The following is an 18518-nucleotide window of genomic DNA, read 5'->3' as shown; positions in this document are numbered from 1 at the left end:
CCGTCTCACCCGGATTGGGTAGGGTCGGCGGCGATGCACAAGACCCTCATCGTAACCAACGACTTTCCGCCCCGACCCGGCGGAATCCAGGCGTTCTTGCACAACATGGCGCTGCGGCTGGACCCGGAGCGGCTGGTCGTCTACGCCTCCACCTGGAAGCGGAGCCGTGAGGGCGTCGAGGCGACGGCCGCCTTCGACGCGGAGCAGCCCTTCACCGTCGTACGCGACCGTACGACGATGCTGCTGCCCACCCCGCGGGCGACCCGGCGCGCGGTCGGGCTGCTGCGGGAACACGGGTGCACCTCGGTGTGGTTCGGGGCGGCGGCCCCGCTCGGGCTGATGGCGCCGGCCCTCAGGAGGGCGGGCGCCCGGCGGCTGGTGGCCACCACCCACGGCCACGAGGCCGGATGGGCCCAACTGCCCGCCGCCCGCGGGCTGCTGCGCCGCATCGGGGAGACCACGGACACCCTCACCTATCTCGGCGAGTACACCCGTTCCCGGATCGCCGCCGCGCTGACCCCCGAGGCCGCCGCGCGGATGGTGCATCTGCCGCCGGGGGTCGACGAGAAGACCTTCCATCCGGACTCGGGCGGCGACGAGGTGCGCGCCCGGCTGGGACTCACCGACCGGCCGGTGGTCGTCTGTGTCTCACGGCTGGTGCGGCGCAAGGGCCAGGACACCCTCATCCGGGCCATGCCCCGGATCCTGGCCGCCGAGCCCGACACCGTGCTGCTGATCGTCGGCGGCGGGCCGTACGAGAAGGACCTGCGCCGGCTCGCGGCGGAGACCGGCGTGGCCGGCTCCGTGCGCTTCACGGGCCCGGTGCCCTGGGCCGAACTGCCCGCGCACTACGGCGCCGGTGACGTCTTCGCCATGCCCTGCCGCACCCGGCGCGGCGGGCTGGACGTGGAGGGCCTGGGCATCGTCTACCTGGAGGCCTCCGCGACCGGTCTGCCCGTCGTCGCCGGGGACTCCGGCGGCGCGCCCGACGCGGTGCTCGACGGCGAGACCGGCTGGGTCGTGCGCGGCGGCTCCCCCGGGGAAGCCGCCGACCGCATCATCGCCCTCCTCCAGGACGCCGGGCTGCGCCGCCGCATGGGGGAGCGGGGCCGGCGCTGGGTCGAGGAGAAGTGGCGCTGGGACCTGCTGGCGGACCGGCTCAAGGAGCTTCTGTGAGACCCTCCTTGACCTCTGCCCGGCCTCTGCCCGGCCTCTGCCCGGCCCCTTCCCGGCTCGGCCCCTGCCCGACGTGGAGGGCCGCTACTTGGCGTAGAGGGCCTCGATCTCGTCCGCGCACTCCTTCGCGACCACGTTCCGCTTGAGCTTCATCGACGGAGTGAGGTGACCCGCCTCCTCCGTGAACTGGAAGGGGAGGATGCGGAACTTCCGCACCGACTCCGCCTTCGACACCGCGGCGTTGCCGTCGTCGACCGCCGCCTGGATCGCCGCCAGCAGATCCGGGTCCTCGCGCAGCGACGCCGGCGTGGAGTCGGCCGGCTTGCCGTGCTCGGCGCACCAGCGGCGCAGGAACTCCTCGTCCAGGGTGATCAGCGCGCCCACGAACGGCCGCCCGTCGCCCACCACCATGCACTCGGCGACCAGCGCGTGCGCCCGGATGCGGTCCTCGATCACGGCCGGGGCCACGTTCTTGCCGCCCGCGGTGACGATGATCTCCTTCTTCCGCCCGGTGATCCGCAGATATCCGTCCTCGTCGAGGGTGCCGAGGTCACCGGTGTGGAACCAGCCGTCGCCCAGGGCCTCCTGCGTCGCGGCCGGGTTGTTCCAGTACTCCTTGAACAGGTGCTCGCCGTGCAGCAGCACCTCCCCGTCGTCCGCGATACGGACCACGGACCCCGGCAGCGGCTGCCCGACCGTGCCCATCTTCTGCCGGTCCCAGGGGTTGAAGGCGGTGGCCGCGCAGGACTCGGTCAGGCCGTAGCCCTCCAGCACCGTGAAGCCGATGCCGCGGAAGAAGTGGCCCAGGCGCTCGCCGAGCGGGGCACCGCCGGAGATCGCGTACTCGCCGCGTCCGCCGAGCACCGCACGCAGCTTGCTGTAGACCAGCTTGTCGAAGACCTTGTGCTTGAGCCTGAGTCCGAAGGACGGGCCCTCCGGGGCCTCCAGCGCCTTGCTGTACGCGATCGCCGTGTCCGCGGCCCGGTCGAAGATCCTGCCCTTGCCGTCCGCCTGCGCCTTGGCGCGGGCCGAGTTGTAGACCTTCTCGAAGACCCGGGGCACACCGAGGATCAGCGTCGGACGGAACGCGGCCAGCTCGTCGGTGAGGTTCTTGATGTCCGGCACATGGCCCAGCTTGATCGGCGCCATCATCGACCCGATCTGCACCAGCCGCCCGAAGACGTGCGCCAGCGGCAGGAAGAGCAGCACGGAGCACTCACCGGTGCGGAACAGAGGCCGCTGCCGCTCCACCAGGTTCCCGCACTCGGCGAAGAAGGAGCGGTGGGTGAGCACGCATCCCTTGGGCCGCCCGGTCGTACCGGAGGTGTAGACGATGGTCGCCGGGTCGTCGGCCTTCGCCAGCGAGCCGCGCTCCTCGACCGTGGCGTCGCTGATGTCCTTCCCGGCCCGGCGCAGCTCCTCGAGCGCGCCGGCCTCGATCTGCCAGACGTTCTTCAGCGCGGGCAGCGCCTCGCGCACCGAGTCCACGGTGGCGGCGTGGCCGTCCAGCTCCACGATGCAGGCGGTCGCACCGGAGTCGCCGAGGATCCACTGCACCTGCTCCGCCGAGCTGGTCTCGTACACCGGAACGGTGACGGCACCCACGCTCCAGATCGCGAAGTCCAGCAGCGTCCACTCGTACCGGGTCCGCGACATCAGGCCCACCCGGTCGCCCGGCTGGACTCCGGAGGCGATCAGCCCCTTGGCGGCGGAGTGCACCTCGGCGAGGAAGTCTCTCGCCGTCACGTCCTGCCAGACACCGCCGACCTTTCGCGCGATCACGGCGACATCGGGATGCTGCGTGGCATTTCTGCGGACGATGTCGGTCAGATTGCCGTCCGTAGGGACCTCATAGAGAGCCGGAAGGCTGAACTCGCGCAAAACTGCTGCTCCTCGTAGGGCACCGGCGCCACGACGTCGTTGAAATCCAGAAACGCCGGACGGCCCGGACGTTACCCGTCAGTACGGTTCTTCGACAGGGGGTCCGGCGAGATGTTCGTTGTGTCACACGGTCCGTGCCGCACGGACTGATGTTCCTGTGCGCACAGTAGTCGACCCGCTGATCACCTAGCCAACCAACGGCGGGCCGCCGCCGCTGTTCACCGGACCCCGCCGCCTGGTGCCGCCTGGTTCATTAGGCTCCATGGGCATGGCACCCACCTCGGCCGGCGGCGGCAGGACACGCATTCATGTGATCAGCGACGTGCACGGCAACGCACGCGACCTGGCCCGGGCGGGCGAGGGGGCCGATGCCCTGATCTGCCTGGGCGACCTGATCCTCTACCTCGACTACGCCGACCACTCGCGCGGGATCTTCCCCGAGCTGTTCGGTGTGGAGAACGCCGACCGCATCGTCGAGCTGCGCACCGCCCGCCGTTTCGCCGAGGCCCATGAGTTCGGCGCCCGGCTGTGGGCGAGCCTCGACGGCGACCGCGCGACGATCATCGAAGAAGCGGTGCGCAAGCAGTACGCGGAGCTCTTCGCCGCGTTCCCCGCCCCGACGTACGCCACCTACGGCAATGTCGACATGCCGCACCTGTGGAAGGAGTACGCCCGCGAGGGCACCACCGTGCTCGACGGGGAACGCGTCGAGATCGGCGGCCGTGTCTTCGGTTTCGTGGGAGGCGGCCTGCGCACCCCCATGCGCACCCCCTACGAGATCAGCGACGAGGAGTACGCCGCGAAGATCGAGGCGGTCGGCGAGGTCGACGTCCTGTGCACCCACATCCCGCCCGAGGTCCCCGAGCTCGTCTACGACACCGTCGCCCGCCGCTTCGAACGCGGCAGCCGCGCCCTGCTCGACGCCATACGCCGCACCCGCCCCCGCTACGCCCTCTTCGGCCATGTCCACCAGCCGCTGGTCCGGCGGATGCGGATCGGTGCGACCGAGTGCGTGAACGTGGGGCACTTCGCCAGGGCCGGCCGGCCCTGGGCGCTCGAATGGTGAGCGCTCCGGCCGACGGCGCAGGTGGGGGTGGAGGCCGAAGGCCTGCCGCGCGGTAGCCTTCACGCTGCGCACACATGCGCACGACACCCTCACCACCGGCCGAGTACGGCCGCACCACCGGCGCGCATCTGGAGGAGCCACGGCGATGGCGGAACACACCAGCTCGAGCATCACGATCGAGGCGGCACCGGCCGACGTCATGGGGGTGATCGCCGACTTCGCCCGCTATCCCGACTGGACCGGCGAGGTGAAGGAGGCCGAGGTCGTCAAGGTCGACGACCAGGGCCGCGCCGAGCAGGTGCGCCTCGTCATGGACGCGGGCGCCATCAAGGACGACCAGACCCTGGCGTACACCTGGATCAGCGACCACGAGGTCTCCTGGACCCTGGTCAAGTCCCAGATGCTGCGTTCCCTGGACGGCACCTACCTGCTGAAGCCGACCGGTCCCCGGACGACCGAGGTGACCTACCGCCTCACCGTGGACGTCAAGATCCCCATGCTGGGCATGATCAAGCGGAAGGCGGAGAAGGTCATCATCGACCGCGCCCTGGCGGGCCTCAAGAAGCGGGTCGAGTCGATCAGCTCGTCGGACGGCTCGTCGGGCAGCTCCTCGGGCGAGTAACGGCGGCACAGGCACCCCGGCCGAGGCCCGCGGGCCCACCCGCCTCCCCCGGCCCCACGCGTTCTCACGTGCCTCACGTGTCTCATGTGCCCTCGCGCGCCCCTGGTGTCCTCCGTCCTCACGTCGGCCCTCACGTCGGCCGTGAGGGAGCCGGAGGGCACGCCGGTGCCGGAACACGGCACGGGTCCCTTCCGCGCGTCAGGAGCTGAGGCACACGGGGTACACGACGCGTGAGGCGCCGAGCGCGACCGGCCTTTCGCCCTGTCGGCGCCGGTTTCCCGCCCCCGCGGACGACCGGGCCGCCGTTCCCCCGGCCCTCCGCGAGCCCCTGACCATCCGGGCGAAGCCCACGACGGGCCGCACCGGGCCGAGTCGAGCCGTCCATCACCTCCCACCTACCGTTACCGTTCACCCCCATGCGCACCCTCCTGATCACGGGCCCCGGCGGCAGCGGCCGTACCACCGTCTCCGCCGCCACCGCACTGACCGCCGCCCGTGAAGGCGTGGAGACCCTCGTCCTCAGCGCCGACCGCACGGACACCCTGGGCGCGGTGCTCGGAGCGCCCACCGGGGCGTCCCCGGTGCCGGTCGCTCCGCACCTCACCGCCTGGCGCCCCGACGCGGCGGCCGGCTTCCGGACGGACCTGGCCGCCTTCCAGGACCGCGCGCGCAACGTCCTGGACCTCCTCGGGGCCTCCCGCCTCGACGCCGAGGAGGTCACCCCGCTGCCCGGCGCCGAGGAACTGGCCCTGCTGCGGGCGTTGCGCGACGCGGCCCTGTCGGAGCGCTTCGAGCTGCTGGTCGTCGACCTGCCGCCCGTGTCGCAGGCGCTCGCCCTGCTGGCCCTGCCCGAGGAGCTGCGCCGCTATCTGCGCCGCCTTCTTCCCCCCGAGCGGCAGGCGGCCCGCGCCCTGCGGCCGGTCCTCGGCCGGCTCGCGGGAGTGCCCATGCCGGGGGAGTGGCTGTACGAGACCGCCGCCCGCTGGGACGTCGAGCTGGCCGCCGTGGAGGCGGTCGTCGCGGACCCCGGCACCTCCGTACGCCTGGTGGCCGAACCGGGTCCGGCCGGTGCGGACGCCGTCCGCGACGCGGTGCTCGGCCTGGCCGTACGCGGTCTGGCCGTCGAGTCCCTGGTGGCCGGCCGTGTGCTGCCCGAGGCGCCCGCCGACTCGTGGCTGGCGGGGCCGGTCGCGCAGCAGCGCAAGGTCCTGGACGAGTGGGGGGAGAGGTACGACGTCCATCGGGTCGCCCACCTGGGCCGGGACCCGCGCGGGCCGGACGATCTCGCCGAGCTGGCCGTGCCCGGCGTCAACCCGGCGACTGACCCGGTCGAGTGGCCCGTCGCCGACCGGCTCGCCGAGGACGGGATGCTGGTGTGGCACATTCCGCTGCCCGGGGCCGTGCGGGACGAGCTGGAGCTCATCCGGCGGGGTGACGAGCTCGTGCTGACCGTCGGTCCGTTCCGGCGCATCGTGCCGCTGCCGTCGGCGCTGCGGCGGTGCTCGGTGGACGGGGCGGGGCTGCGGGACGGTGAGCTGCGGATTCGTTTCGTGCCGGATCCCGCGCTGTGGCCGCGTGGCTCGCGCGGCTGAGGGGACGCCGTCCGCTCGTACGCCCCTCTCGGCTCTCTTGGCCCTCTCGGCGGGAAAGGGCCTCCTCCCGGGGCTTCGCCCGGCCCCTGGCGGAACCGCGCCTCCCGCACCCCGGCAGGGGCGTCGCCCTCCCTCGCGGCCGGCCGGGTGTCGCCCGCCCGCACCCCGCCTTCCGCCCTCCGGCGCGAGATGAACCCCGCATCCCCGTTCGGGTAACGTCGTAAGGACGAACCGTAGTCAGGAGTCCGCCATGAGCGAAGAGCGCGTACCGTCCGACGCCGCTCAGGAGGAGCCCGGGGACAGGGCGTCGCGTGCCGGCGACGCCGATGCGTGGGCCACGGCCTGCGCCGAGGACCTCGCGAGGGAGAGGGCCCGCCGTCGCACCCAGTACGGCCCGCCTCCCGGCGCGGCCGCCGAGGAACTGCGCAAGTTCGTCGACACCGTGGCCGAGAAGCTGTCGTCGTTCCAGCCGCCGTTGCTCGGAGGGATCGCGGGGCCCATGGCCCAGCAGGTGGTGCGGCAGGTCGTGCAGCAGGCCAAGGCGGTCGTCGAGCCGGTCATAGAGCGGAACCCCGACGTGTTCGACCACCTCGCGGCGGCCGGCAGCGAACTCCTCGCCGCCTATCGCTCCGCCGTCGAGTCGCAGGAGCGCCGCTGGACGATGTCCCGCACCGGCGGCACCGACGACGGGCCGGGCCGGCTGAAGGACGAACTCACCGAGCCGGACGACCGCCCCGGCGACCGTCGCGACCGCGGTGAGGGCACCGGCGGCGGCGAGCGCATCGACCTGGACTGATCCCCTCCCCGCAGGGCCTGCCGCCGGACCCGTCTCTCACGGTGGACGACGAACCGGCGGGGGCAGGGCCTCGGGTACGGTTGGCCATAGCGGGGCTCAACCGAAACTGAGGGATTCATGGGACTCACCATCGGCGTCGACATCGGCGGCACGAAGATTGCGGCCGGCGTGGTAGACGAGGAAGGAAACATCCTCTCGACCTTCAAGGTGCCGACCCCCACCACACCCGAGGCCATCGTGGACGCCATCGCCTCGGCGGTGGAGGGCGCACGCGCGGGACACGACATCGTCGGCGTGGGTATCGGTGCGGCCGGTTACGTCAACCGGCAGCGCTCCACCATCTACTTCGCCCCCAACATCGAGTGGCGCAACGAGCCGTTGAAGCAGAAGGTCGAGGAGCGTGTCGGCCTGCCGGTCGTCGTGGAGAACGACGCCAACGCCGCGGCCTGGGGCGAGTACAAGTTCGGTGCCGGCAAGGGCCATCGCAACGTCATCTGCATCACCCTCGGCACCGGCCTCGGCGGCGGCATCATCATCGGCAACAAACTGCGCCGCGGCCACTTCGGCGTGGCCGCGGAGTTCGGTCACATCCGGATGGTCCCGGACGGGCTGCTGTGCGGCTGCGGCTCGCAGGGCTGCTGGGAGCAGTACGCCTCCGGGCGCGCCCTCGTCCGGTACGCCAAGCAGCGCGCCAACGCCACCCCCGAGAACGCCCGGCTGCTGCTGGAGCTCGGCGACGGCACTCCCGCCGGCATCGAGGGCAAGCATGTCTCCATGGCCGCCCGCCAGGGCTGCCCGGTGGCCGTCGACTCCTACCGCGAGCTGGCCCGCTGGGTCGGCGCGGGGCTCGCCGACCTGGCCTCTCTCTTCGACCCGTCCGCCTTCATCGTCGGCGGCGGCCTCTCCGACGAGGGCGAGCTGCTCCTGGGGCCGATCCGCAAGTCGTACCGGCGCTGGCTGGTCGGCGGCAACTGGCGCCCGGTCGCCGAAGTCCTCGCCGCCCAGCTCGGCAACAAGGCCGGTCTGGTGGGGGCGGCCGACCTGGCCCGGGAGCCCGACCCGGTCATGTAGCGCCTCTTCCGCGGCGTCCCGCGCATCCGCGCGGCCGCTCACCGTACGCGCCCACCGTTTCCTCCCTTCCAGCAGGGCCGGTGGGCGCTGCCGTACGGATCGCCGGGCCCGTCACGGCGTATGGTGACCGTCATGCTGCTGCCCCACTCCCGTACCGAGTCGGACGGCACCGCCGTCATCCGTGTCCTGAGCTACAACATCCGGTCGATGCGGGACGACACCGGGGCCCTCGTCCGGGTGATCCGCGCCTGCGCGCCCGATCTCGTCCTCCTCCAGGAGGCGCCGCGCTTCTTCCGCTGGCGCAAGAAGCTGGCGAGGCTGGCGGCGGCCTGCGACCTGGTGATCCTCACCGGGGGCGCGACGGCCGCGGGCCCGGCGGTCCTCTGCTCGCTGCGGGTCGCCGTGGAGCGCACCGAGGACGTGCTGCTGCCGCTCACCCCCGGTCTGCACCGCCGTGGCCTCGCCACGGCGGTCGTCCGGATCGCGGGTGCCCGGCTCGGCGTGCTCAGCTTCCATCTCTCGCTCGACAAGGACGAGCGGTACGAACAGGCCGGCATGCTCCTCGACCGGCTGGCCGGGATGGGCGTGGAGCACGCGGTCGTGGGCGGCGACGTCAACGAGGAGCCGGACGGTCCGGCGTTCCGGCGGCTGACCGGCCTGCTCCAGGACGGCTGGGCCACCGCCCCCTGGGGCGGCGAGCACACCTGGACGCTCACCGGGCCGTACCGGCGCATCGACGCGGTCTTCGCGACCCGCGGCATCGAGGTCCTCGGCTGCGGGGTGCCCTCCCCGCTCTCCGCCTCGCCCGCGCGGGAGGACGCCCCTCAGGGGCACCCCGAAGTGACGGAAGCGGACCTGGCAGCGGCCACGGACCATCTGCCGGTGCTGGCCGCCCTCAAAGTCCCGGCGGCCGTTCCGGCGGACCGGCGGCCCGCACAGTTGCAGCCGTAGCTCAGACCACCGCCCCGCGGCCGGGATCGTCGTCGTCCTCCTCGCCCGGGTTCATGCGTGCCACCAGCGTCGCGAAGCCGCCGAGGAAGCCGCCGATGCCGAGCACGGCGAGCCACCACGTCATCTCCCAGTCGAACATGACGGCCAGCAGGAGCAGGACGGGACCGCCGATCACCGCGAACCAGGCGCACATCGTGACCGCGTCGACGGAGGACAGCGGCGGCGGTTCCGGCGGGACGAAGTGGCCCTCGTCGTCCTCGTCGAAGTCGTCGTCGGACGGCTCGGCGAGCGAGTAGTCGCGCGGTCCCACGCCTCCGAGGCCGACCCCGGGCGCGAAGGAGACCGAACTGCCCAGCGGCCTGGCCGGGGCGGATCCGTCGCCGCCGTCCTTGCCGCTCCTCTCCTCCCGGCCGCCGGTGCCCGCCTCGGGCCCGTCGTCACCGGCCCCGCCGGGTCCCCCGGTCCGGCGGGAGGCACGGGCGCCGTCGGCGCCGATGCCGTCGGCCCCGGGTGTCCCGGGCTCCGGCGGCAGGGCCAGGTCCTCGACCGGACGGCAGGGCTTCGCGTCCGGCGGGTCCGGCGGCTCCTCGCCGTATCCGGCGACGATCGCCGCCCAGGCGGCCTCCTCGTCGATGTCGAGGGGGGCGCCGCCCCTGCCGCCGGGCTCCTCGGGTCCGCCGGCCTTCCCGGCCGGCCGGTCGGGCCCGGCCGGTTGCACCGGGTCGGCCGGCTCCCGGCCCTCGCGGTTCTCGCGGTCGGAGTCGTGCTCAGCCACCTGCGGCCGTCCCTTCCTTGCCGACACTGGGTGCGAGCCGGCCGATGAAGGCGTAGCTCTCCTCGAAGATCCGGTCCGCATCGTGGTCCAACGTAGCGACGTGGTAACTGTGTTCCAGCAGGACCTCCGTGACGTCGGTGGAGGAGACACGGCTGAGGATCCGGGCCGAGTCGGCCGGGGGCACCACATGGTCCTGCGGGCTGCGCAGAAGCAGCAGCGGCTGTGTGACCTGCGGAAGCTCGCCGTCGAGCAGCCGGAAGAAGGCCCTGAGCGAGTGCGCGGCATGCAACGGCACCCGGTCGTACCCCAGTTCGGCGGCGCCCTCCTTGGCGATGTCGCTCGCGATGCCCTTCCTCGTCCGGACGAGATGGCGGGCCACGGGCAGCACGTGCGCCGACAGACCGTGGATCTTGATGGCCGGGTTGACCACCACGACCCCGGCGACCGCGTCTCCGTGCCGTGCGGCCAGCCGCAGCGCGAGGGCACCGCCCATGGACAGGCCGGCCACGAACACATGCGCGCACCGCTCGCGCAGCAGGCGCAGCGCGCGGTCCACCTCCGCGTACCAGTCCGGCCAGCCGGTGAGCTGCATGTCCTCCCAGCGCGTGCCGTGCCCGGGCAGCAGCGGGAGCGAGACGGTCAGGCCGCGCTCGGCGAGATGCTCCCCCCAGGGACGCAGCGACTGGGGGGATCCGGTGAAACCGTGGCAGAGGAGTACACCGACCTCCCCGCCGTCATGGCGGTACGGCTCGGCTCCGGGGAGCACCGGCACGTCGCTCTCCTGTGTGTGTCGGGGGCAGGTATTTCACCGTACGCGACCGCACCGGCACCGGCCAGGGCCGTCGGGCCCTCAGGACCGGTACGGGGGTTATTGTCTGATCGGCGCACACAGGAAGGCAGTGGGTTGTTCTACAGCGCGATGAAGGTGGCCCTCGGGGGGCCGCTGAGGCTGGCCTTCAGGCCCTGGGTGGAGGGGCTGGAGAACGTTCCGGCCGAGGGACCGGCCATTCTGGCGAGCAACCACCTGTCCTTCTCCGACTCCTTCTTCCTGCCCGCGGTGCTCGACCGCAAGGTCACCTTCATCGCGAAGGCCGAGTACTTCACCACGCCCGGGCTCAAGGGCCGGCTGACCGCCGCGTTCTTCAAGGGGGTCGGCCAGCTCCCGGTGGACCGCTCCGGAGTCCGCGGCGCCGGCGAGGCGGCGGTCAGAAGCGGCACAGAGGTGCTGGAGCGCGGCGAGCTGTTCGGCATCTACCCGGAGGGCACCCGTTCGCCCGACGGCCGCCTCTACCGCGGCAAACCGGGCGGCCTGGCCCGCGTCGCACTGGCCACCGGGGCGCCCGTCATCCCGGTCGCCATGATCGACACGGAGAAGATCCAGCCGCCCGGGAAGATCATTCCCAAGCTGATGCGTCCCGGCATCCGCATCGGCAAGCCCCTGGACTTCAGCCGCTACCAGGGCATGGAGCACGACCGTTTCGTGCTGCGCGCGGTGACGGACGAGGTCATGTACGAAATCATGAAGCTCTCCGGCCAGGAGTACGTCGACATCTACGCCACCGCCGCCAAGCGGCGGATCGCGGAGGCGGCGAAGGCCGCGAAGGCGGTGGACTGAGGAGAACGGAGAAGGCGGCGGCCGGTGGGCCGGTGCGGCCGGGCCGCACCGGAACATGCCGGGGAGGAACAGGCCGAGAAGGAGAAGCAGGCGGAGCGGGGCGAACCGCCAGGGGGGAACATGCCGAAGCGTGAGCGGGCCATGAGGATGTCGGTGGAGCAGCCGCTGTGGCGCGCGCTCGCCGGATACCGGGTGCTGACCATGCTCTACGCGATCGGTCTGTTCGCCACCGCCTACGACCGGTTCCCCCGGCCCTGGGTCGCCGTCGCCTTCTTCTGCGTCCTGTTCGTGTGGACCCTGGCCACCCTGCCCAAGGTCGCGAACGCCGCGAGCTGCACCAGGCGCTTCCTGGCCGCCGACCTCACCCTCGCCCTGACCGGCATCCTGCTCACGCCCGTCGCCGACGCCCCCGAGCGGATCGCGGGCGGCGGCCCGACCCTGCCGTCGATCTGGACCGCCGGCTCCGTCCTCGCCTTCGCCATCAAGGGCGGCTGGCGCTGGGCCGCCCTCGCCTCCACCGCGGTCGCCGTCGCCAACCTGGTCGAGCGCGGCTCCCCGGCCCGCGACACCGTGCACGCCGTGATCCTGGTCTGGGTCGCCTCCATCGCGATCGGCTATGTCGTCGAGGTCGCCCGGGCCTCCGAGCGCACCCTCGCCCGCGCCCTGGAGATCGAGGCGGCCACCCGTGAACGGGAGCGCCTGGCCCGGGACATCCACGACGGTGTGCTGCAGGTGCTGGCCATGGTGCAGCGGCGCGGCGCGGTGATCGGCGGCGAGGCGGCGGAGCTGGGCCGGCTGGCGGGGGAGCAGGAGGTGGCGCTGCGCACCCTGGTCTCCGGCGGGCTGGTCCCCACTCCCCGGGGAGCCGAGGGCACGGGCGGAAAGGCGGCGGTCCGGGACGCCGGCGGCCGCGCGGGCGACCGCCGCGGCGAGGACGGCGAGGAGCACGACGGGCCCGTCGACCTGCGCTCGCTGCTCGCCCCCTACGCCGGCCCCCGGGTCAGCTTCGCCGAGCCGGGAGCCCCGGTGCCGCTGCCGTACGCCGTCGCCCGTGAGGTGGCCGGGGCCGTCGGGGCCGCACTGGACAATGTCCGCACGCACGTGGGCGAGGACGCGCGGGCGTGGATCCTGCTCGAGGACGAACCGGAGGCGGTGACCGTGACCGTGCGGGACGACGGTCCGGGCATCCCGCAGGGACGGCTCGCCCAGGCCGAGAGCGAGGGCCGGCTCGGCGTGTCCCTGTCGATCAAGGGCCGGATGCGCGACATCGGCGGCACCGCCGAGCTGATCTCGGTGCCGGGCCAGGGCACGGAGGTCGAACTCACCGTACCGAAGAGCGCGATGACGAACGCACCGAAGAAGACGAGCACACGGGGGAAGGCGGAGAGCCGATGAGCGCAGAGCAGGGCCCGATCAAGGTGATGGTGGTCGACGACCACCCGATGTGGCGCGACGCCGTCGCCCGCGACCTGACCGAGGCCGGCTTCGAGGTGGTCGCCACCGCGGGCGACGGCGAGCAGGCGGTGCACCGCGCCAGGGCGACGGCGCCCGACGTCCTCGTCCTCGACCTGAACCTGCCCGGGAAACCCGGCGTCCAGGTCTGCAAGGAACTCGTCGCCGCCGACCCGTCGTTGCGCGTGCTGGTGCTGTCCGCGAGCGGCGAGCACGCCGATGTGCTGGAGGCGGTGAAGTCGGGCGCCACGGGCTATCTGGTGAAATCGGCCTCCACCCAGGAGCTGCTGGAGGCGGTGCGCCGCACGGCCGCCGGCGACCCGGTGTTCACCCCGGGCCTGGCCGGCCTGGTCCTCGGCGAGTACCGGCGGCTGGCCGCCGAGCCCGCACCCGCGGCGGACACCGGCACACCGAAGGCGCCCCGGCTCACCAACCGCGAGACCGAGGTGCTGCGCCTGGTCGCCAAGGGGCTGAGCTACAAGCAGATCGCCGAGCGTCTGGTGATCTCCCACCGCACGGTGCAGAACCATGTGCAGAACACCCTGGGCAAGCTGCAGCTGCACAACCGGGTGGAGCTGGTGCGGTACGCCATCGAACAAGGACTTGACGGCGAGTAAAACCCGCATGTCCCGGCACAGTCGTCCTTCCAGGTGATTTCTCCCGTGTCGACGGACGATCAACTACCGGGCAAATCGCCGGAATTGGCCTTCCCGCGCATATCGGAGTGACGTGCGTCACCGTTAGCGTGACCCTCACCAGGAAACCTGCGGTGAAGGGACATTTCCATGCGGGTCGGAGTACTGACCGGAGGCGGCGACTGCCCCGGACTCAACGCCGTCATCCGGGGCGTCGTCCGCAAGGGCGTGCAGGAGTACGGCTATGACTTCGTCGGCTTCCGGGACGGCTGGCGAGGGCCGCTGGAGAACGACACCGTCCGTCTCGACATCCCCGCGGTGCGCGGCATCCTGCCCCGCGGCGGCACCATCCTCGGCTCCTCGCGGACCAACCCCCTCGGCCAGGAGGACGGCGTCCGGCGGATCAAGGACAACCTCGCCAAGCAGGAGGTCGAGGCGCTCATCGCGATCGGCGGCGAGGACACCCTCGGAGTGGCCGCGCGGCTCAGCGACGAGTACGGAGTGCCCTGCGTCGGCGTGCCCAAGACCATCGACAACGACCTGTCGGCCACCGACTACACCTTCGGCTTCGACACCGCCGTGAGCATCGCCACCGAGGCGATCGACCGGCTGCACACCACCGCCGAGTCCCATATGCGGGTCCTGGTCTGCGAGGTGATGGGCCGGCACGCCGGCTGGATCGCCCTGCACTCCGGTCTCGCCGGCGGCGCGAACGTCATCCTCATCCCCGAGCAGCGCTTCGACCTCGACCAGGTGTGCGCCTGGATCACCTCCCGTTTCAAGGCGTCCTACGCCCCGATCGTCGTCGTCGCCGAGGGGGCCATGCCCAAGGACGGCGACATGGTGCTGAAGGACTCCTCACGGGACTCCTTCGGACACGTCCGCCTCTCCGGCATCGGCGAGTGGCTGGCCAAGGAGATCGAGAGGCGCACCGGCAAGGAGGCCCGGACCACCGTCCTCGGGCACATCCAGCGCGGCGGCACGCCCACCGCCTTCGACCGCTGGCTGGCCACCCGCTTCGGGCTGCACGCCATCGACTGCGTCCACGACGGCGACTTCGGCAGGATGGTCGCCCTGCGCGGCACCGACATCGTCCGCGTCCCGATCTCCGAGGCCACGGCGAAACTGAAGACGGTGGACCTCAAGCTGTACGAGGAGGCCGGGGTCTTCTTCGGCTGACGCGGAGCCGGCCGCCGGTCCGGCCCGCGGCGCACCGGCGGCGCCGGGTGCGGGCCGTACTGCCCGCCCGCACCCGGCCGGACGGGGCGCGAAACCGCGCCGGCCGGCGCCGGTCACGGCCGGCGCAGCAGGGGAGCGGCCAGCAGTCCGGAAAGGATCGCCTGACCGTTCAGCGTCAGCACGGACTCCGGGTGGAACTGCAGACCGGCGAACCCCGGGCCGCGCAGCGCGTGCACCTCACCGGTGGCGCTCCGGCTCACCTCCACGCCGTGTGCGGCGAGTTCGGCGTGGGCCTCGTCGTCGCAGACCGCCACGAAGCTGTTGTAGAAGCCGACGGTCTCGGTGCGGCCGAACAGGTCGATCGTGGTCTGCGCGCCCTGGTACGGCACCTCCTTGCGCACGATCTCCAGGCCCAGCTCGGCCGCGATCAGCTCATGGCCCAGACAGACGCCGAGCACACTGTGCCGGCGCTCCCTGAGCACCTCGGCGGTCAGGGCACGCAGCAGGCGCATCTTCGGGTCGGTCAGGTCGGAGGGGTTGCCCGGGCCGGGACCGAGGACCACCGGACCCTCGTGCGCCAGGACGGCTTCCCGCAGCCCGTCCTCGTCGTAGCGGCGGACGGTCACCGCGAGCCCCGAGGACCGCAGCACATGGGCGAGCATCGCGGTGAAGGTGTCCTCGCCGTCCACGACCAGCGCATGCCCCTCCGGGCGTTCCGGCCGCTTCTGCATCCGCAGCCAGAACGGCGCCAGCAGGGCCCGGCGCCCGTCCAGCGCCGCCCGCACCCGCGGGTCGTCGGCGAGCCGGGGCGGCTTCCGCTCCGTACGCGGCCGGCCGGGCCGTACGCCCAGCGCCGTCAGCACCCCCGCCGCCTTCGCATGGGTCTCCGCGACCTCGCCGTCCGGGTCCGAGCCGCGGACGAGGGTGGCACCGACGGACACCCGCAGCCGCCCGGAGGCGTCGATGTCGGCGGTGCGGATCAGGATGGGGGAGTCGAGGGTCCGGCCGCCGCCGGGGTCACGGCCGAGCAGGGCGAGGGCACCGGCGTAGTAGCCGCGCCCGGTGGTCTCGTACCGCTCGATGACCCGGCAGGCGTTCTGCACGGGCGAGCCGGTGACGGTGGCGGCGAACATGGTCTGTCTGAGCACGTCCCGCACATCCAGGGACGACCGCCCGCGCAGCTCGTACTCGGTGTGCGCGAGGTGGGCCATCTCCCTCAGCCGCGGCCCCACGACGACTCCGCCCATGTCGCCGACGGTGCACATCATCTTGAGCTCCTCGTCGACGACCATCGACAGCTCCTCGATCTCCTTGCCGTCGGCGAGGAAGTCCAGCAGATGCCCGGGCGTCGGCCCCTCCGGGGGATAGCGGTACGTGCCGCTGATCGGGTTCATCACGACGGTCCCGCCGGACATCCGCACATGCACCTCGGGACTGGCGCCCACCAGCGTCCGCCCGCCCGTCTCCCTCTCCCGCCCCTCCGCGGCAGGCCCGCCGGGCCCCTCCCGGTCCCCGGTGTGCACGACGAAGGTCCAGTACGCACCCCGCTCCTGAGCCAGCAGCCGCCGGAACAGGGCCAGGGCGTCGGCCCGCCCGAACCCCGGGATGCGGCCCCGGTACGTCCGCCGGATCACGAAGTTCGCGCCCTCGCCCGCACCGATCTCCTCGCGCAGCACACGCCGGACGATCTCCGCGTACTCCTCGTCGGAGACGTCGAAGCCGTCGTCCTCGACGCGCACCTCGTGCGCGGGAAGCTGCTCCAGCGCCTCGGCCAGCGGAAGGGCGTACCTCTCCTCGGGGGTCAGCACCAGGAGCGGGGTGCCGTCGTCGCGCACGTCGAAGCCGCGCTCCCGGATCTGCCGGAAGGGGATCAGCGCAAGGCCCTCGTCGGGCAGTTCGGCCAGACGGTCGCAGGTGGTCACCGGGCCGAGCAGCACCTCGACCAGGTCGTGGTCGTGCCCGGGGGTGCGCCGGCGGAGCAGGGCGAAGGGGCGGGGGTCGTGCAGCAGCCGTACCAGGTCCATGGGGCGGTTCCTCGTGTGTCGGTTTCCGTCGGTCGCCGCCGGCTTTCGGCGGTCTTCGCCGGCCTTCATCGGCTTCTGCCGGTGTTTCGCCGATGCGGGTGAGGAACGGCCCGAGCGCCTAGAACGCCGAAGACCGCCCCTCGGGCGGCCTTCGCAGAGTGTGGGTACGCGCAGTCGGCGGGCCGCCTAAGGAGCGGTCCACCACCAGTTCCGGTGCAGGGATGCGCGTACGAACATGCCCGCACCCTACCGCACGCGAGGTCGCCCGGACGCACCACACGCGGTTTCCGGCAAAGGCGGGCGGTGGAAAGGAGGACGAGGACAAACGCCGGCCGGGCGGGGACCCGCCCGTGCTCCGCCGCGCGTGCCGTGCCCGACCCAGGAGTACGCCATGTCCGCATCGCGCCCCCCCCACGATCGTCACGCCCGGCCCGGCGGGCGCTCGCCGCGCTGGCCGTCTGCGCACTGCTCGGGGCCGGCTCACCGGCCGCCGCCCGCACGGCACCCGGTGGGGAGACCAAGACGGTGACGTACCGCGGCCACACGTTCACCGTTCCGGCCGACTGGCAGATCGTCGACCTCAAGAAGAACCCGACGGCCTGCGTCCGTTTCGACCGGCACGCCGTCTACCTCGGCGAGCCCGGGGAGCAGCAGGACTGCCCCGCGCGTGCCGTCGGACGCACCGAGGCCCTGTGGGTGCGGCCCGCGGCGGCCACGAAGGCCTCCGTCACCGAGGACCGCACGTCCCGTGTCTTCCGGGCCACGGCCACCGACGAGGGGATCGAGATCACGGCCCCGTACCGCGAGGACCGCGCGACGGTCCAGCGGGTGCTGGAGAGCGCCGGGCTGCCGGTCGCCTCCGCCCGCGCCGAACAGCCGGGCGACATCCCCTCCGCCCTCTCCGTGCCCGCCGACGCGACCGCCCACCGGGGCAAGGGCTTCGACACCTGCAGCGCCCCGAGCCAGACCGCCATGAACGCCTGGAGGGACGGCTCGCCCTACCGGGCCGTGGGCATCTACATCGGCGGCATCAACCGTGCCTGCGCCCAGGTCAGGCTGACCCCCGAGTGGGTGCGGACGCAGTACACGAACGGATGGCGTCTCTTCCCGCTCTACGTCGGCCCGCAGCCCACCGTCGGCGCGGGCAGCTGCCAGAACGACTGCGCGGCCATCACCGACCCGGTGCCGCAGGGGAGAGCCGCCGCCGAGGACGCGGTCGCCCGGGCCGCCGCGCTCGGCCTGGGCAAGGGCTCGGTGCTCTACAACAACGTGGAGCAGTACACGCGCGGCGGCGCCCTCACCACCCGCGTCCTCGGCTATCTGGAGGCCTGGACCGAGCGGCTGCACGAACTGGGCTACCGCTCCGGCGCGTACGGCAGTGTCTCCTCCCTGGTCCTCGACCTGGTCGACAACGCCGCGAGGACCACTCTTCCCGATGTGATCTTCTTCGCGCACTGGAACGGCGAGGCCACCACCGACCACCCCAGCCTGCCCGCCGCGATGTGGGCGAAGCAGCAGCGCATCCACCAGTACGCGGGCAACAAGACCGAGACCTACAAAGGGGTGACCATCAACATCGACCGGGACCAACTGGACGTCGGCACCGGCGTATGACCCCCTTGCGCACCCCCTGCGCGCCTCCCTTTCGCATCCCCTGCGCGCCGCCCGTTTCGCCCCCATCCG

16 protein-coding genes are annotated in these 18518 nt (G+C 72.6%); 12 read left to right on the top strand and 4 right to left on the bottom strand.

All coding sequences use genetic code 11. The features are described 5' to 3' along the window. Nucleotides 1–33: 33 nt before the first annotated feature. Nucleotides 34–1176 carry a glycosyltransferase family 4 protein gene (locus tag ABD224_RS10990; protein WP_344049231.1) on the top strand — a complete coding sequence of 381 codons (1143 nt, stop codon included), beginning with the start codon at nt 34–36 and terminating at the stop codon, nt 1174–1176. 84 nt (nt 1177–1260) lie between these two features. Here ABD224_RS10990 and ABD224_RS10985 read toward each other — a convergent pair whose 3' ends face one another. Continuing rightward, nucleotides 1261–3057 (bottom strand): AMP-dependent synthetase/ligase, encoded by a 1797-nt coding sequence (locus tag ABD224_RS10985; RefSeq protein ID WP_344049230.1) that lies wholly within the window; start codon nt 3055–3057, stop codon nt 1261–1263. A gap of 268 nt (nt 3058–3325) precedes the next feature. On the opposite strand from ABD224_RS10985, the gene ABD224_RS10980 reads away from it, so the two are divergent. The 6 genes from ABD224_RS10980 to ABD224_RS10955 all read left to right on the top strand — a co-directional run bounded on the left by ABD224_RS10980 (nt 3326) and on the right by ABD224_RS10955 (nt 9155). Further along, the gene (locus ABD224_RS10980) at nt 3326–4123 is read left to right on the top strand and encodes a metallophosphoesterase family protein (protein ID WP_344049229.1); all 798 of its coding nucleotides are present in this window, start codon (nt 3326–3328) and stop codon (nt 4121–4123) included. Nucleotides 4124–4268: 145 nt separating this feature from the next. Then, on the top strand, nt 4269–4745 hold the full coding sequence (locus ABD224_RS10975) for an SRPBCC family protein (RefSeq protein ID WP_344049228.1): 477 nt from the start codon (nt 4269–4271) through the stop codon (nt 4743–4745). A 416-nt stretch (nt 4746–5161) separates the two neighbouring features. Beyond that, complete coding sequence (locus ABD224_RS10970) at nt 5162–6337, top strand: ArsA family ATPase (RefSeq protein ID WP_344049227.1); 1176 nt, start codon at nt 5162–5164, stop codon at nt 6335–6337. A 250-nt stretch (nt 6338–6587) separates the two neighbouring features. Beyond that, nucleotides 6588–7133 carry a DUF5304 domain-containing protein gene (locus ABD224_RS10965; RefSeq protein ID WP_344049226.1) on the top strand — a complete coding sequence of 182 codons (546 nt, stop codon included), beginning with the start codon at nt 6588–6590 and terminating at the stop codon, nt 7131–7133. Nucleotides 7134–7250: 117 nt separating this feature from the next. Further along, the gene (locus ABD224_RS10960; protein ID WP_344049225.1) at nt 7251–8204 is read left to right on the top strand and encodes an ROK family glucokinase; all 954 of its coding nucleotides are present in this window, start codon (nt 7251–7253) and stop codon (nt 8202–8204) included. 120 nt (nt 8205–8324) lie between these two features. After that, complete coding sequence (locus tag ABD224_RS10955) at nt 8325–9155, top strand: endonuclease/exonuclease/phosphatase family protein (protein WP_344049224.1); 831 nt, start codon at nt 8325–8327, stop codon at nt 9153–9155. Between the two features lies 1 nt (nt 9156). On the opposite strand, the gene ABD224_RS10950 is transcribed toward ABD224_RS10955, so the two are convergent. Together ABD224_RS10950 and ABD224_RS10945 are read right to left on the bottom strand one after the other, a co-directional pair. Continuing rightward, nucleotides 9157–9930 (bottom strand): hypothetical protein, encoded by a 774-nt coding sequence (locus tag ABD224_RS10950; RefSeq protein WP_344049223.1) that lies wholly within the window; start codon nt 9928–9930, stop codon nt 9157–9159. Beyond that, on the bottom strand, nt 9923–10702 hold the full coding sequence (locus ABD224_RS10945; protein WP_344049222.1) for an alpha/beta hydrolase: 780 nt from the start codon (nt 10700–10702) through the stop codon (nt 9923–9925). The genes ABD224_RS10950 and ABD224_RS10945 overlap by 8 nt, the downstream gene beginning before the upstream one ends. Before the next feature lie 147 nt (nt 10703–10849). Here ABD224_RS10945 and ABD224_RS10940 point away from each other — a divergent pair, with 147 nt between their 5' ends. From ABD224_RS10940 to ABD224_RS10925, 4 genes are all read left to right on the top strand, one after another. Further along, nucleotides 10850–11545, top strand: coding sequence for a lysophospholipid acyltransferase family protein (locus ABD224_RS10940; RefSeq protein WP_425580961.1), 696 nt, complete (start codon nt 10850–10852; stop codon nt 11543–11545). Nucleotides 11546–11665: 120 nt separating this feature from the next. Next, nucleotides 11666–12940 (top strand): MacS family sensor histidine kinase, encoded by a 1275-nt coding sequence (gene macS, locus ABD224_RS10935; protein WP_344049220.1) that lies wholly within the window; start codon nt 11666–11668, stop codon nt 12938–12940. Beyond that, entirely contained in the window at nt 12937–13614 is a 678-nt protein-coding gene (locus tag ABD224_RS10930; RefSeq protein WP_344049219.1) for a response regulator, read from the top strand. The genes macS and ABD224_RS10930 overlap by 4 nt, the downstream gene beginning before the upstream one ends. Nucleotides 13615–13782: 168 nt before the next feature. Beyond that, nucleotides 13783–14811 carry a 6-phosphofructokinase gene (locus ABD224_RS10925; protein WP_344049218.1) on the top strand — a complete coding sequence of 343 codons (1029 nt, stop codon included), beginning with the start codon at nt 13783–13785 and terminating at the stop codon, nt 14809–14811. 113 nt (nt 14812–14924) lie between these two features. Here ABD224_RS10925 and ABD224_RS10920 read toward each other — a convergent pair whose 3' ends face one another. Continuing rightward, nucleotides 14925–16835, bottom strand: a complete 1911-nt coding sequence (locus ABD224_RS10920; protein WP_344049217.1) for an anthranilate synthase family protein — start codon at nt 16833–16835, stop codon at nt 14925–14927. Nucleotides 16836–17204: 369 nt separating this feature from the next. Here ABD224_RS10920 and ABD224_RS10915 point away from each other — a divergent pair, with 369 nt between their 5' ends. Then, nucleotides 17205–18449, top strand: coding sequence for a glycoside hydrolase domain-containing protein (locus ABD224_RS10915; protein WP_344049216.1), 1245 nt, complete (start codon nt 17205–17207; stop codon nt 18447–18449). The last annotated feature ends 69 nt before the right edge of the window (nt 18450–18518 follow it).

Source organism: Streptomyces thermoalcalitolerans (assembly GCF_039525155.1).
Lineage (GTDB): Bacteria > Actinomycetota > Actinomycetes > Streptomycetales > Streptomycetaceae > Streptomyces > Streptomyces thermovulgaris.
This window is presented reverse-complemented; position numbering and strand designations above follow the sequence as displayed.

What these genes read in the sequence shown, in the direction of transcription:
- ABD224_RS10980 (WP_344049229.1), top strand. Translation starts at nt 3,326, where the DNA reads ATGGCACCCACCTCGGCCGGCGGCGGCAGGACACGCATTCATGTGATC.
- ABD224_RS10965 (WP_344049226.1), top strand. Translation starts at nt 6,588, where the DNA reads ATGAGCGAAGAGCGCGTACCGTCCGACGCCGCTCAGGAGGAGCCCGGG.
- ABD224_RS10960 (WP_344049225.1), top strand. Translation starts at nt 7,251, where the DNA reads ATGGGACTCACCATCGGCGTCGACATCGGCGGCACGAAGATTGCGGCC.
- macS (WP_344049220.1), top strand. Translation starts at nt 11,666, where the DNA reads ATGCCGAAGCGTGAGCGGGCCATGAGGATGTCGGTGGAGCAGCCGCTG.
- ABD224_RS10955 (WP_344049224.1), top strand. Translation starts at nt 8,325, where the DNA reads ATGGTGACCGTCATGCTGCTGCCCCACTCCCGTACCGAGTCGGACGGC.
- ABD224_RS10990 (WP_344049231.1), top strand. Translation starts at nt 34, where the DNA reads ATGCACAAGACCCTCATCGTAACCAACGACTTTCCGCCCCGACCCGGC.
- ABD224_RS10975 (WP_344049228.1), top strand. Translation starts at nt 4,269, where the DNA reads ATGGCGGAACACACCAGCTCGAGCATCACGATCGAGGCGGCACCGGCC.
- ABD224_RS10920 (WP_344049217.1), bottom strand. Translation starts at nt 16,835, where the DNA reads ATGGACCTGGTACGGCTGCTGCACGACCCCCGCCCCTTCGCCCTGCTC.
- ABD224_RS10970 (WP_344049227.1), top strand. Translation starts at nt 5,162, where the DNA reads ATGCGCACCCTCCTGATCACGGGCCCCGGCGGCAGCGGCCGTACCACC.
- ABD224_RS10930 (WP_344049219.1), top strand. Translation starts at nt 12,937, where the DNA reads ATGAGCGCAGAGCAGGGCCCGATCAAGGTGATGGTGGTCGACGACCAC.
- ABD224_RS10940 (WP_425580961.1), top strand. Translation starts at nt 10,850, where the DNA reads ATGAAGGTGGCCCTCGGGGGGCCGCTGAGGCTGGCCTTCAGGCCCTGG.
- ABD224_RS10925 (WP_344049218.1), top strand. Translation starts at nt 13,783, where the DNA reads ATGCGGGTCGGAGTACTGACCGGAGGCGGCGACTGCCCCGGACTCAAC.